Source organism: Microbacterium sp. AG790 (assembly GCF_003634765.1).
Taxonomy (GTDB): domain Bacteria; phylum Actinomycetota; class Actinomycetes; order Actinomycetales; family Microbacteriaceae; genus Microbacterium.
On sequence record NZ_RBWZ01000007.1, the window covers coordinates 504,758 to 517,955 of the forward strand.

Sequence of the window (13,198 nt, forward strand, 5' to 3'; positions counted from 1 at the left end):
GCTTTCAGGGCGCCGTCAGAGCGTCCTCGTCGCGATAACGGCCTCGCAACTCTTTCTCGACGGCGACGGTCGGAAGCCCGACGGCCACCACGATCAGTCCCAGCACGAGGGCGACGCCCCCGACGAGGTACGCCGCCCAGGCGCCGTCGACGAAGCTCAACCGTGCCGCCTCGAGGATCTGCGCAGCGGCGGCGGGGTTGTTGGCGGCCACGTGGGCGGCCGACGCGTACGACGCCTGGAGGGCGCGGGTGACGTCGTCGGAGACAGACGCGGCCTCGGGAGAGGCGGCGATGAGGCCGGCGAACACGTGGGAGAACCCGCCGGCGAGCACGGCGCCGAGCAGCGCCTGCATCACGGCGCCGCCGAGGTCGGTCTGCAGGTCGCTGGTCGCCGAGGCCATGCCCGCGCGGCGCACCGGGGTGCTGCTGGTCAGGGAGCGGGATGCCGCGGTCATCACGAACGAGGCTCCCCCGCCGACCAGCGCGAACGCGAGGCCGACGACGACCGGCGGCGTGGTTTCGTTCCATGCGAGCATCGTGCCGAAGGCGGCGATGAGCACGATGTAGCCGACGATCATCGCCGTCCGCGTGCCGCGTTCGACGAGGATCGCTGCCAGCGGTGCGCATACGAGCAGCGCGATCGCGGCAGGGATGAGCGCGATGCCCGCCTGCAGCGCGTCGTAGCCGAGGATGTTCTGCAGGTACTGCTGGCCCACGAACATCGCCCCCACGAGCGCGCCGAACGCGAGGGTTCCCGCGACGGCCGGCACCCAGAACAGGCGTCGCCGCGCGATCGACAGGTCGTAGAGGGGTGCCGCGACGCGCAGCTGGCGTGCCGCGAAAGCGGCGATCAGCACCGCCGCCGCGACGAGCAGGCCCGCCCCCGCGCCCGTCTCCCCCGGGGCGAAGACGACCCCGAGTCCGAGCACCAGTGCGGCCACGGCGGCGACCGACAGGATGCCGCCGAGATGATCGACCGGCTCGACCGACTCCTCCACACCGCGGGGGATCGCCCGAGCGGCGATGAGGAGGGCGGCGGCGGCGACCGGCACGGGCAGCAGCAGGGCGATGCGCCAGCCGAACGCGACGACGAGCGCACCCGAGATCACCGAACCGGCGACCGTGGCCACGGCGCCGGTCGCCGTCCACAGGGCGATCGCGCGGACGCGCGCCGGCCCCTCGGCCCAGAGGGCGGTGATGAGGGCGAGGGTCGTCGGAAACGCGCAGCCGGCCGCGATGCCGGTGAGCACGCGCGCGCCCATGAGGAACTCGATCGTCGGGGCGAAGCTTGCCGCGGTGCCGGCGATGAGCAGGCCGATCAGCCCGATGCACAGCAGTCGCACCCGACCGTAGCGGTCGCCGAGGGCGCCGGCGTACAGCACGGTCATCGCGAGTCCGAGGCCCGTGCCGAGCGCAACGAGGTTGAGTGTCGTCTGGGGGGCGTCGAAGGTGCCGGCGATGTCGGGCAGGGCGACGCTGGCGCCGCCGGTGGTCAGATTGCAGACCGCTGCGGCCATCAGCAGCGCGGTCAGGACCACGCCTGCGCGCGCGGGAACGTGCGTGCCCGGCATCCACCGTCCTTCCGTCGCCCCCGTCGTCCAAGAGCGTAGCGGTCGTCGGGTAGACTGTTGTGGTTGCCCGTCTGCGTTCCGTTCCGGAACAACGCTCGGGCACGTGCATCAACCCTCCTGATGCCGGGAAATGCCCGGCATCCGTTCTAGTCCGAAGGAGGTGGGTTAGTGACGCACTCACACCAGTACGAGCTCATGGTCATCCTCGACCCCGAGATCGACGAGCGTCAGGTCGCCCCCAAGCTCGACGGGTTCCTCAAGGTGATCACCGCAGACGGTGGCTCCATCGAGAACGTCGACGTCTGGGGCAAGCGTCGCCTGGCGTACGAGATCCAGAAGAAGAACGAGGGCATCTACGCCGTCGTCAACTTCACCGCCACGAGCGAGGCCACGCAGGAGCTCGACCGTCAGCTCAAGCTGAACGAGCAGATCATGCGTACCAAGGTCCTGCGTGCCGAGGAGGCGATCGCTCAGGTCGCCGCCGAGAAGGAGCGCGCCGAGGCCAAGGCCGCCCGCAAGGCAGCGAAGGCGTAAGGACGATGGCCGGCGAGACCGTCATCACCGTCGTGGGAAACCTCACGGCAGACCCCGAGCTGCGCTACACGCAGAACGGCCTGCCCGTCGCGAACTTCACGATCGCGTCGACGCCGCGTAACTTCGACCGTCAGGCCAACGAGTGGAAGGACGGCGAAGCGCTGTTCCTCCGCGCGTCGGTGTGGCGCGAGTTCGCCGAGCACGTCGCTGGTTCGCTGACGAAGGGTTCCCGTGTCATCGCGACCGGTCGGTTGAAGCAGCGTTCCTACCAGGACCGCGAGGGCAACAACCGGACCGCGATCGAGCTGGAGGTCGACGAGATCGGCCCCTCGCTGCGGTATGCCACGGCTCAGGTCACGCGTGCCGCGTCCGGCGGAGGCAACTTCGGAGGCGGCCAGCAGTCGCGTCCGCAGCAGCAGGTGCAGCAGGAGGAGCCGTGGGCCACTCCCGGCTCTGCTGCCCCCGACGCCTGGAGCGCACCCGGCGCCTACGGCGACGACACTCCGTTCTGATCGTCGCCGCCGGGGGTTGAGCGAGGCCCGCAGGGCCGAGTCGACACCCTCACGCAGAAAATCTTGGATGCCTCGGCATCCGCACACACCTAAGGAAAACAATGGCTGGAAAGGCTACCGGCGATCGCCGTAAGCCGCGGAAGGGCGCGAAGAACGCCGCTCCCGCGAAGGCGATCCGCGTCGGCGTCATCGACTACAAGGACGTCGCAACGCTTCGCAAGTTCATCTCGGAGCGCGGCAAGATCCGCGCCCGTCGTATCACCGGTGTCTCGGTGCAGGAGCAGCGTCTGATCGCCAAGGCGATCAAGAACGCGCGCGAAATGGCGCTCCTGCCTTACGCCGGCGCTGGCCGCTAAGGAGCACCCATCATGGCAAAGCTGATTCTCACGAACGAGGTTGCCGGGCTCGGAAGCGCCGGCGACGTCATCGAGGTCAAGAACGGGTACGCCCGTAACTACCTCATCCCTCAGGGCTTCGCTGTGGCGTGGACCCGCGGTGGCGAGAAGCAGGTGGCGTCGATCCGCGCCGCCCGCGAGTCGCGCGCGATCCACGACCACGAAGAGGCCGTCGCGCTCAAGGACACCCTTGAGTCGAACAAGGTCAAGCTGTCGGTCAAGGCCGGCAAGGAAGGCCGCCTCTTCGGTTCGGTCAAGACCGCCGATGTGGCCGACGCCGTCAAGGCTGCCGGTCTCGGTGACCTCGACAAGCGCAAGATCCACATCACCGCGCCCATCAAGGCCGTCGGTGAGCACGAGGCGACCGTGCGTCTGCGCGACGACCTCACCGCTGTGATCACCCTCCAGGTGGTCGCCGCCAAGTAAGACCCGCCGGGTTTCCCGGTCGTTGAGCGAGGCGCGCAGCGCCTCGTCGAAACGCAGCACGGATGCCGTGACCTCCCCCAAGGTGAGGTCACGGCATCCGTCGTTTACGCCCTGACGGTGCGGGGGCCGGCGCCAGGCACGGTCGCCGACCCTCCGGTCGGAGGTCACTCTGCGCGGGCGTTGCGGCGCAGGGTGAGCATCACCCCCAGTGCGACCGCGAGCAGTCCCGCCAGCAGCGGCAGCGCGCTGAGCACGCCGCCCGTCTGTGCGAGCGTCTTCACGGGCCCCACGGCGGCCGCCATGCCGACGATGCCACCCGTGGCGCCGCCCCCGGTCGTGACCGGTGTCGTGGGCGTGGTGGGTGTGGTCGGGGTGGTGGGCGTGGTGCCCGTCGTGGGTTCGCTGGTCGTGGCGTCGCCGACGACCGCGATGGCGTTGCCGCCGAGCGTGATCGGTGCGGTCACCGGTACCGCCAGCTGAGTGCCGCCGAGGATGCCGCCCAGCCCACTGGTGGTGGCGCCGCCGGTGGTCGAGCCGCCGGTGCCGCCGGTGCCCGCGGCGTTCGTGGTCGCCGCGTTGCTGCTGTCGGCGTCACCGAGAACGGAGATGGCATTGCCGCCGGCGGTGACCGGTGCGGCGACGGGCGCGAGCACCTGGGTGCCGCCGAGGATGCCGTCGGCGCCGTCGGTGGTCGAGCCGTCGGCGCCCGCCGCGGTGCCGGTGCCGGTCGTGGTGGTCGCCTTCGTGCTGTCGGCGTCGCCGAGCACCGAGATGGCATTGCCGCTCACGGTCACGGGGGCGGCGACATCCACGACGCCCTGGGTACCGCCCAGGATGCTGTCGGATCCGCCCGTGCTCGGCGCGCCGGCATCCGCGGGTGCCCCGGCGTCGGCAGAGACCGCCGCCGGGGCGGTGGTGCCGGCATCCGTGCTCTCCGCGTCGCCGAGAACCGACACGGCATCTCCGCCGAGCGTCACCGGCAGGACGACGTCGACGAGCGCCTGGGTACCCGAACCGGAGCCGGCGGAGCCGTCGGTCGCGGCGCCGTCGTTACCGACGCTGATCGAGGGCTGAGCGGTCTGCGCGTTGCTGCTGGTCGCGTCGCCGAGCACCGACAGTCCGGTGCCCGCGACGGTGATGGGAGCCTGCACCGAGATGAGGCCCTGGGTGCCCGACAGCAGACCGTCGTCGCCCGTGGTTTCCGCCGCCTGAGCGACGGTTGCGCCGAGGAGGGTGATGCCTCCGGCGAGGAGCGTGCCCCACAGGGCGCGCTTGATGGTGGTGTTCACGATGATCTCTCCTGAGAATTCGGGGGGTTGTGCGCGCGAGAGCGCGCGGGAACGTGCCGCAGAAAGGCGCGGCCGAACCCCCGTCAGTCGGGAGAGACGTCGGTGTCGAAGAACGGCGCGGGGAGCCCGTGTTCGCCGGTCGACGTGCGTCGCAGCATCCAGGCACAGGATGCGGCGAACACGGCGAAGGCGAGCACGGCGCTGGCGCCGAAGCTGAAGCCGGAACCGCTCGAGATCAACGTCGTCGATTCGAGGGTGAGAGCGGAGAACGGCGCGGCAGGACCGGCCGGGCCGCCGGAGGGCGACGAGAATCCCGTCGCGGCGCCGGTGAGTGCGGTTGCGGAGACGAAGGCGGCGGAGATGCCGCGGGAGGCTCCCGCGACCTGGCCCGTGACCTGTTCCCAGGCGCCGGCGACCGCGGCGCCGAGGATCTGAGGCGCGATGGCCGAGGGATCGAGGGCGGATGCCGCACCGCCGAGTGGCGGGACCACCCCGGAAACCGGGGGGACGAGGTGGTCGACCACCGGGAGGGCGCTCACGGCGCCGGTGACGGGGGCCGCGGCATCCACCACGGGCTGGAGAGCGCCGGTGACCGGCGCGAGCACAGGGGCGAGCTGGCCGACGGTGTCGCCGAGAACGGCGCCGACCGGGGCGACGACGTCGCCGACGGGGGCCAGAGGCTCGAGGACGGGCGACGCCGACGAGACCAGGTCGCCGAGCGATGGGGCGACGACGTCTACCGCGGGCGCGACCGCGTGTGCGACGGGAGTGAGGATGTCGGCGACCGGCTCGAGGACGGGGGCGGTCACGGTCGACAGCGAGCTGGAGATGCCGCCGACCACCGATCCGAGGGGGGTGTCGGCATCGTCTGCCGCGTGGGCCGAGGGTGCGGCGAAGAGCGAGAGGGTGAACCAGGCCAGCGCGGCTCCGGCACCGGCGGCGCCCAGGAGGGCCCATCGCCGTGTGCTACTTCCGCGGCGCAGCGGGGGGACTGCGATCGTTGCCATGGTTCACCTCCCACGACGATGTGTCGGAAATGTCGGCCGGAGCCGTCATGGTGTGCCTGGACCCATGAACATACGCCGAGGGGCCGTTCCTGTCTAGACCCTATGTGCGCGAAATCCGACGCGCCGGAACGTGATCTCGACTTGACAACATCGCATTCATCCCCATGGTTGTCCCCAACCCTCATCCGAGAACCGAACCTTCAAGCGGCACTTCAACCACATTGTGAATCCACAGGGTGTGAAAGAAGCAGGCCCTGATCAGAGGTACTTTCCGAGAGCAAATCTTGAGGAACGGGGGTCTGTTTCCACAGGCACTGTGCACAGGGTCTCCGGCGTTTCGCGCAGATACTCCACAGAGTTATCCACAGGCACGTTTGCGGCTGTCGGAACCCGTCCCTAACGTGGCGTGTGGCCTCGCGAGGGGGCCGGTCATCGAGCGTGTGAAGAGGAGCTGCATGTCGATCGCGGACATCTCCGAAGACCGCTTCGGGGGACCCATCGAGAAGCGCGGTCCCGAGAGGACCCCTCCGCACGACATGCTCGCCGAGCAGAGCACGCTGGGCGGCATGCTGCTGTCGAGCGATGCCGTCGCCGACGTCATCGAGGCGCTGCGCGGCACCGACTTCTACGTGCCCAAGCACGAGTTGATCTTCGAAGCGATCCTCTCGCTCTACTCGCACGGCGAGCCCACCGATGTCGTCGCCGTCACCGACGAGCTCATCAAGACCGGTGACCTGCAGCGTTCGGGTGGTGCCGACTACCTGCACTCGCTCACCTCGATCGTTCCGACGGCGGCGAACGCCGCCTACTACGCGTCGATCGTGCGCGAGCGCGCGTTGCTGCGCAGGCTGGTCGAGGCCGGCACGCGCATCGTGCAGATGGGCTACAACGGCCAGGGCGATGCGCTCGACCTGGTCAACAACGCGCAGGCGGAGATCTACTCGGTCACCGGTGCGGAGCAGGCCGAAGACTACGTGCCGCTGCAGATCGCCGTGGATGCCGCGGTCGAGGAGATCGAGGCTGCGCGCGGCCGGGACGGTCAGATGACCGGCATCCCCACCGGCTTCGCCGGGCTCGACCAGCTGACCAACGGTCTGCACCCCGGGCAGATGATCATCATCGCGGCGCGTCCGGCCATGGGTAAGTCGACGCTCGCGCTCGACTTCGCTCGCGCGGCGGCGATCAAGGCGCAGCAGCCGACGATCGTGTTCTCGCTCGAAATGGGTCGCAGCGAGATCGCGATGCGTCTGATGAGCGCCGAGGGTGCGATTCCGCTGCAGAGCATGCGAAAAGGCACGCTGGATTCGCGCGACTGGACGACCATCGCCGCGACCCGCGGTCGCATCAACGACGCGCCGCTGTACATCGACGACAGCCCGAACATGACGCTCGTCGAGATCCGTGCGAAGTGCCGCAAGCTCAAGCAGCGCGTGGGTCTGAAGATGGTCATCATCGACTACCTGCAGCTCATGACGTCGGGCAAGCGCGTCGAGAGCCGTCAGCAGGAAGTTTCGGAGTTCTCGCGTGCGCTGAAGCTTCTGGCGAAGGAGCTGCAGGTGCCGGTGATCGCACTGTCACAGCTGAACCGTGGTCCCGAGCAGCGCGCCGACAAGAAGCCCGCCCTGAGCGACCTGCGTGAGTCGGGCTCGATCGAGCAGGATGCCGACATGGTGGTGCTGCTGCACCGCGAGGCCGCCTACGAGAAGGACAGCCCCCGCGCCGGCGAGGCCGACCTGATCGTCGCCAAGCACCGTAACGGCCCCACCGACACGATCACCGTCGCCTTCCAGGGCCACTTCTCGCGCTTCACCGACATGGCCCCGGGGGACTTCGGGTAGTTGTGGGTTTTCTTGGAGTTGTCCATTTCGCAGGTGATGCCCACCCTGTGGCCATTTGGACATTTAGGCGATTGAGACCTGCATAGGTATCGCTTCCACGCCGAGATCGCATCGACCGCACGTAGGGGACGGGTGCTTCGCCCTCGGCACAGTTGCAATTGCCCGTCTGAGGAAACGTGGCGATTTCGCGCGGGCGTTCTTCGTCATCAGCGTGCCGGTCCTGCAGTGCCTCTGCGGAGTCCATTAAGCATGAACTATGCCCAGCTCTGACCTCAAGGTCGAACACCTCGAACCCGCCGTGGTGCACCTAGAAGACTGGCGTCAGATACTCCGATTGGCGAAGACTCACAGCACAACGTTGGGGTTTCTTCCCGATTCCGCGTTCGCTGACCGCCTCCGCAAACGTACGCTGATAGCGGCTAGATTAGGCGGCTCCGTGGTCGGCTATTGCCTCTACGACCTACCCAAGGCGGGCCATATCAAGCTTGTGCATGTTTGCGTCGCTGCCGAAGCACGTGGCCTGGGGGCGGGGAAGGCGCTGATTGACGCAGCCATTGGTCGTAACCCGGGCGCTACTGGAGTGCTCGCGTATTGCCGGCGGGACTACGAGGGTCTAGACCGCTTCTGGGAGTCCGCGGGCCTTGCGCCGCGGGGCGAGAAGGCGGGGCGGGCAGTACGAGGATCGATTCTTTGCGCATGGTGGAGACCGCTTGGCGCTCTGGACCTGCTCGAAGAGGCCGCGATGGGTGCCGGGCTCCCGCTTGTCTCGTATGACACAAACGTAGTGTCGGATCTCTATGCTTCGGCGAGTGTGATCCGCCCTGATCGAGAGTCGTCGCTCGGCCTGCTCGCGGGCTGGCTGCAGGCTGCGATCGTTCCCGTTGTGTCGCCCCGTGTCGACGTCGAGCTCAATGCAATCTCGGATCGCGCCGAACGCGAGCTGCAACGGGAGCGGTCGCAAGAGCTCACGAGACTTAGGTCGACTCGCGCTGACGATGACACCTTGCTGAAGCGGCTGCTCGAAAAAATCGGCGACGCGGCGCTCCGCGACGACGAGTCACTGCGTAACGATTTCTGTCACCTCGCAGACGCGATCACTGCTGGAGCATCGTTCCTCGTGACGAACGACGAGAACTTCATCCGGGCCGCAATGAGTGTCCTGTCGGACGCCGACGGCGTGCGAGTCGTCCGGCCGCATGAAATCGTGGCCGAAATGCTCGGTCGCTTGGATCTTCCGACGTTCCGGTCTCGCCTTATCGAGTCGCTAGATCTCGAATGGAGCCCTGCATCCGACTGGCCCATGGACCAGCTCGCATCCAAATTCGTCACGCACGAGAGGCACGAGCGGGCATCAGCGCTCATCCGCCGGATGCGCTCCGCGATCTCGCAGCACCCGACGACAACGAGAGTGCTGTCGGATCCATCGGGTCGCCTGTTCGCGCTGGTCGCGGAGGCGAGGAATGGACATGTTCTGGAGGTCTCCATCCTTCGGGGGGCGCGTGGCGAGTTGTCCACGACGATCGCATTACAGCTGGCGCGGCACCTGCGTTCGACTGCCCGACAGAACGGGCTGACCACGGTCGAAGTTACCGATGATCAACGAGGTCCAGTTGTCGATGCGGCTCTAGCCGAAGACGGCTATATTGGGACCGAACCGCCGCGCGCTACGGTGGTCGATGATCGCGCCGCCGCGGCAGAGTACGACGTACCGATTGTTGATGGTGAGCCTGACTTGCGGGTTGTGCGCGACCTGGAACACCGACTGTGGCCATTGGTGCTCCTCGATCTCAACGTTCCCACATACGTGATTCCTGTCCAACCTGGGTTTGCAGAGCTCCTGTTCGGCATCGATCGCGGTGCATTGTGGAGTGACCGGAAACGTGGTCTCGGTCTCTCGAGAGAGCATGTCTACTACAGCGGGTCCAGCAGACCTGTGCCCGAGCAAGGGTCGCGCATCCTGTGGTACGTCACTAGCGACCGCGGCGGAACTGTCCGCAAAGTGATGGCCTACTCGCGGACACTCAGCGTCGATCGCATGCCCGCCGCAGCGGCTCATCAGGCGAATGCGCATGTGGGCGTCTTCACACTCCGGCACGTCGAGGGCGCGGCTTCCCGCGATGGCATGGTCAGTGTCGTACGGTTCGAAGACACTGAGATATTGGAGCATCCTGTAGGTGGGCACGAGCTCGAGGAGTTGATGAGGAAACACAGCGTGAGGCACCCCATCATGTCGATCCGTCGCGTCGAGCCGCAATTCTTCGACAACATCCTCCGTCGAAAGCAGCTTGGAGTACGATGACTGCCGTTCTACTGTCCCTGCGGCCCCGGTACGCCCGCGCGATCTTGGCTGGCACTAAGACCGCGGAGGTCCGCCGCAGGTTTCCGCATCAACCTCCCGGGACGACGCTATATCTCTATTCGAGCACGCCCGATAGGGCTGTCCTCGGCACAGCACAGCTCGACGTGATCGACCGTCCAAGTGCTGATCGAGTCTGGACTCTTTACCAGGATCAGATCGATATCGAAAAGACCGCGCTCGGCGAATACCTCTCAGACCTCGAGGCCGCCGCCATCCTGCGCATCAACGACGTACGCCGATGGAGGCACCCGGTACCCCTGCGGGATCTGCGACTGCATTTAGGGATCGAAGCACCTCAGAGCTTCCGCTACCTGACAGACGAACACATTGGGCTCCTAGAGACAATACGCGCGCGGGAACCACTCGGCTTGTCATACTCCGTAGCTGGTGCATAGCACAGATCTGCTCGCCACACACTCTCGGCCCGTGGCCCGAGCCATACCCAGCGCACGAGCGCGCCCCGCGACCGCGCAATCCTCGTATGGGGATGCTCGACCGACCACCACTGAGTATTGAAGCTCGCCGCTTAGGACCGCGGGATCGACGCCCTCCACCGTGCACAAGAGCGTCCACTGAACGGAGCTGGGTGGCGGGAGGCTGCATGGCTGAATCACACTCGCGCATTCCAGGGAGTCCTCACCGCAGGACGAGATCAGGATTGACTTTCACAGTTCGTCGAGACCCACACCAATCCGCGCCGCCGCCACCGGGGAGTCTGGCGTGCTCGGCCCGGCCGTCGACCGGTCTCGAACGATGGTTGCGATGTCCTCCCTTCGGTCGAAGGCTCTCGAGCAGAACATCGCGGAGGGTGATCGGTATCGGGCGAACCCAAAGCCATCAACGCCGACATGGGACTGGCGTCTGACATGGCCGGTTTCCCCTTCGTGGGTGAGCAGGGGGAGATTGCGTAGGCCGTGCTGTCGCTCGCTGTGCCGTCAGAGTCCAGCAAACTAGCCGGTGGTCTGAGCCGGTTACGCGCCAAGAAGGAGCTCATTAAGGAGTTCGACGACGTCGCTCGGTATGCATGTTGGTACGTCTCCGTATGCCGATTCGATAAGTCGACGCCTCAGGCCACGCCCCTCCTGGTTGAGACCTGGGAACGCGGAGACGATCGCAGCTTCGAGATCGTGGCCTCTGCGATTCAGCCACTCAGTCGGAACCTGACAGCTGAACCCACCGACATAACTGACCTGCTCATGCGGGCCTCCCGGGCCGAGGACTCGCTGTGTCACCGCGTGAACGACGTTCTGTGCGATCCCTCCGTCAACTTGGAAGTGGCGAAGCGAGTCATCGCCGACCTCCTGACCGCTCAGTATTCCGCGGCGCAGGAGATGCACACCAACTCCGAGCGGATCGAGAACTAGGTTCTCAATCGCGTACCTGCGCTCACAGTAGTAAACGCCCTCCGGTGCTCCGCCTCGGGTGTCCCGATCTACGATCCCGCTCACCCTGTCATTGCCTGACGCGCGGAGTTGGGCTACGAGCCGAAGTACGGCGTCTGAATTGCCTTGACCACCGCGCCCGGAAGCGATGAAATGTAGCGATATGGGTGAGGCTAGTTCCCTTCTTAGCAGGTCATATATCGCCTGATAACAGTTCTCGTCGTCTTCGCTCTCAACGAACACCTGTCGACGGTTGTCAATGCTCACGCTGAGAGTCGGGAGACCGACGATCAGACTGGCGAGCGCCTCGTCACGGGTCGCCTTGATCAAGCGGGGCGAGTTGACCCGCCTCATGACGAAAAGAGCAGACTCAGGTGCGAGCGCCACGGTGGTGGGTGAGTGCGTGGTGAGAATGACGTCTACTCCGTAGCGATCGCAGAATAGTTCCACTATTACGTTGAGCAAGCTTCGGATCATCATCGGGTGGAGGCTCGCATCTGCTTCGTCGAGCAACAGCACTTTTGGCATCTCGATAGATCGATCGAGACGCTCGCCCGTAAAGAGAGTGAGTGCGACTGTTAGAAGAGTCTTCTCGCCACTCGAGAGCTGATCGGTGAGCACGAGATCGCCGCTTTCGAGATGTTTGAGCCGAGCTACGTAGCTGAGAGAGTCTTCGATTCCTTGCGGAGGTACGAATTTGTACCCAAGGCCAATGAGGGCAAGGGTTTCATCAAGGAGGTCCCACGGGGCCGGCCCATAGTTTGCTACAAACTGCTCCTGCGTCAGCGGCGAAAGGCCCTCGTCTCCTTGATCAACGCGCCACTGCTCAAACCGATTCCGGTTGTACCGGTCGTGGTAAGAGAGGAAGATCTCGGTCGCGCTGATAGTGAATGGGTCGCGCACGCCGTCGATCAGAGGGTGATGTTCGCGGAAGTCGTCAAGTTCCAGGTCCAAGATGGAGTGGCCTGAGCGGTCTATGAGGATCTGGAGTGCTGCTTCGGAGACCCATCGGTTCTGAGTGGTCGCGCGTTGGAGAGTTTCGGCCCACGCGGACTCAGGAACACCGCTGTGGGGCTGCCGAAGATTCAGTCGGTAGTTGTCGAACTGCTGGAACGCTTGCACGTAACGCTCACGGTATGCGGCAGGTGACTGCGCGCCATCGGCGAAGGGAACGAGCTCTGCGAGGCGGAACAATCGAACGCCCTGTTGCTGCTGCCCAGGGTGGACGACAGGTAGTCCATCCACCGCGAGAGACCCGTCCAAGATTGCGGTGAGCAGATTCGACTTGCCGGATCCATTCGGCCCAGAGATCACCGTAAACCTAGGAAGGTCCTCGAGCGTTACGGCTTCACGGATGGTGCCGCTTACACGATTGAAGACGAGTCTCACTTCGTACCCCCTTTAGGGCGGATCGAACTCACTGGCTCAGAATATAGCGGCCCAGCCCAGCCCTGTGGCGACTGAATGCCCGCCGCGCGACGCACCCATCGCCGGCCGAGATCAAGGGTGGCAAGACCAGCCCGCAAACCCCCGAACTGAGGCCGTCCTCTGAGGCGAAGCGGATCAAGCTCCTCTGCCCAGAACCTTCGGCGGCGGGGTAACCATCGAACGAATCGATGACCGGATTCTGACCTGCCCGTTTGAGGATCAGCGCGTAGACCCTCGAGTAATCGTCTGAGAAGAAGCCGAGCCGGCGGCTGTCTCCGACCGCTCTCGAACGAACGCGAGTGGCCACTCGACTCGTCATGGCTAGGAGTCCACTGTTACAAGAATCAGCTGGGCGACTTGCGTGGAGCCTGACCCGCTTTTCCGGACGGGTTGTTTGTGTTGATCATGCCGCGGTTGCGGCGGGGATGTGAAGTCGTTCGAACTCCACGGGGCTGAGG

General features: G+C 65.8%; 11 protein-coding genes. 7 read left to right on the forward strand and 4 right to left on the reverse strand.

Annotated features, from left to right (window positions below; genetic code table 11):
- Positions 1 to 4: 4 nt before the first annotated feature.
- Positions 5 to 1,570: an MFS transporter gene (locus DEU37_RS07830; RefSeq protein WP_121190002.1), complete on the reverse strand. Its 1,566-nt coding sequence runs from the start codon at positions 1,568 to 1,570 to the stop codon at positions 5 to 7.
- Between the two features lie 195 nt (positions 1,571 to 1,765).
- On the opposite strand from DEU37_RS07830, the gene rpsF reads away from it, so the two are divergent.
- From rpsF to rplI, 4 genes are all read left to right on the forward strand, one after another.
- Positions 1,766 to 2,104, forward strand: coding sequence for a 30S ribosomal protein S6 (gene rpsF, locus DEU37_RS07835; RefSeq protein ID WP_036282987.1), 339 nt, complete (start codon positions 1,766 to 1,768; stop codon positions 2,102 to 2,104).
- Positions 2,105 to 2,109: 5 nt separating this feature from the next.
- Positions 2,110 to 2,616: a single-stranded DNA-binding protein gene (locus DEU37_RS07840; RefSeq protein ID WP_005054611.1), complete on the forward strand. Its 507-nt coding sequence runs from the start codon at positions 2,110 to 2,112 to the stop codon at positions 2,614 to 2,616.
- A gap of 101 nt (positions 2,617 to 2,717) precedes the next feature.
- Positions 2,718 to 2,972 carry a 30S ribosomal protein S18 gene (gene rpsR, locus DEU37_RS07845; RefSeq protein WP_005054609.1) on the forward strand — a complete coding sequence of 85 codons (255 nt, stop codon included), beginning with the start codon at positions 2,718 to 2,720 and terminating at the stop codon, positions 2,970 to 2,972.
- Between the two features lie 12 nt (positions 2,973 to 2,984).
- Entirely contained in the window at positions 2,985 to 3,437 is a 453-nt protein-coding gene (gene rplI, locus DEU37_RS07850) for a 50S ribosomal protein L9 (RefSeq protein ID WP_016463860.1), read from the forward strand.
- A 164-nt stretch (positions 3,438 to 3,601) separates the two neighbouring features.
- Here rplI and DEU37_RS07855 read toward each other — a convergent pair whose 3' ends face one another.
- A complete protein-coding gene (locus DEU37_RS07855) occupies positions 3,602 to 4,726 on the reverse strand; it encodes a hypothetical protein (protein ID WP_121190003.1) in 1,125 nt (374 codons plus the stop codon).
- An 83-nt stretch (positions 4,727 to 4,809) separates the two neighbouring features.
- Positions 4,810 to 5,733, reverse strand: coding sequence for a hypothetical protein (locus DEU37_RS07860; protein ID WP_121190004.1), 924 nt, complete (start codon positions 5,731 to 5,733; stop codon positions 4,810 to 4,812).
- A gap of 455 nt (positions 5,734 to 6,188) precedes the next feature.
- On the opposite strand from DEU37_RS07860, the gene dnaB reads away from it, so the two are divergent.
- The 3 genes from dnaB to DEU37_RS15165 all read left to right on the forward strand — a co-directional run bounded on the left by dnaB (position 6,189) and on the right by DEU37_RS15165 (position 10,325).
- On the forward strand, positions 6,189 to 7,571 hold the full coding sequence (gene dnaB / locus DEU37_RS07865; protein WP_121190005.1) for a replicative DNA helicase: 1,383 nt from the start codon (positions 6,189 to 6,191) through the stop codon (positions 7,569 to 7,571).
- Positions 7,572 to 7,827: 256 nt separating this feature from the next.
- Complete coding sequence (locus DEU37_RS07870; protein ID WP_121190006.1) at positions 7,828 to 9,870, forward strand: GNAT family N-acetyltransferase; 2,043 nt, start codon at positions 7,828 to 7,830, stop codon at positions 9,868 to 9,870.
- A complete protein-coding gene (locus DEU37_RS15165) occupies positions 9,867 to 10,325 on the forward strand; it encodes an ASCH domain-containing protein (RefSeq protein ID WP_396652195.1) in 459 nt (152 codons plus the stop codon). Before DEU37_RS07870 ends, DEU37_RS15165 begins: the two co-directional genes overlap by 4 nt.
- 576 nt (positions 10,326 to 10,901) lie before the next feature.
- Here the strand turns inward: DEU37_RS15165 and DEU37_RS07875 are convergent.
- On the reverse strand, positions 10,902 to 12,701 hold the full coding sequence (locus DEU37_RS07875) for an ATP-binding protein (RefSeq protein ID WP_121190007.1): 1,800 nt from the start codon (positions 12,699 to 12,701) through the stop codon (positions 10,902 to 10,904).
- Positions 12,702 to 13,198: the final 497 nt, after the last annotated feature.

Excerpts from the sequence above, each read along its gene's own strand:
- DEU37_RS07840 (WP_005054611.1), top strand. The coding sequence starts at position 2,110 with ATGGCCGGCGAGACCGTCATCACCGTCGTGGGAAACCTCACGGCAGAC.
- DEU37_RS15165 (WP_396652195.1), top strand. The coding sequence starts at position 9,867 with ATGACTGCCGTTCTACTGTCCCTGCGGCCCCGGTACGCCCGCGCGATC.
- dnaB (WP_121190005.1), top strand. The coding sequence starts at position 6,189 with ATGTCGATCGCGGACATCTCCGAAGACCGCTTCGGGGGACCCATCGAG.
- DEU37_RS07860 (WP_121190004.1), bottom strand. The coding sequence starts at position 5,733 with ATGGCAACGATCGCAGTCCCCCCGCTGCGCCGCGGAAGTAGCACACGG.
- rpsF (WP_036282987.1), top strand. The coding sequence starts at position 1,766 with ATGGTCATCCTCGACCCCGAGATCGACGAGCGTCAGGTCGCCCCCAAG.
- DEU37_RS07870 (WP_121190006.1), top strand. The coding sequence starts at position 7,828 with ATGCCCAGCTCTGACCTCAAGGTCGAACACCTCGAACCCGCCGTGGTG.
- DEU37_RS07830 (WP_121190002.1), bottom strand. The coding sequence starts at position 1,570 with ATGCCGGGCACGCACGTTCCCGCGCGCGCAGGCGTGGTCCTGACCGCG.
- rplI (WP_016463860.1), top strand. The coding sequence starts at position 2,985 with ATGGCAAAGCTGATTCTCACGAACGAGGTTGCCGGGCTCGGAAGCGCC.
- rpsR (WP_005054609.1), top strand. The coding sequence starts at position 2,718 with ATGGCTGGAAAGGCTACCGGCGATCGCCGTAAGCCGCGGAAGGGCGCG.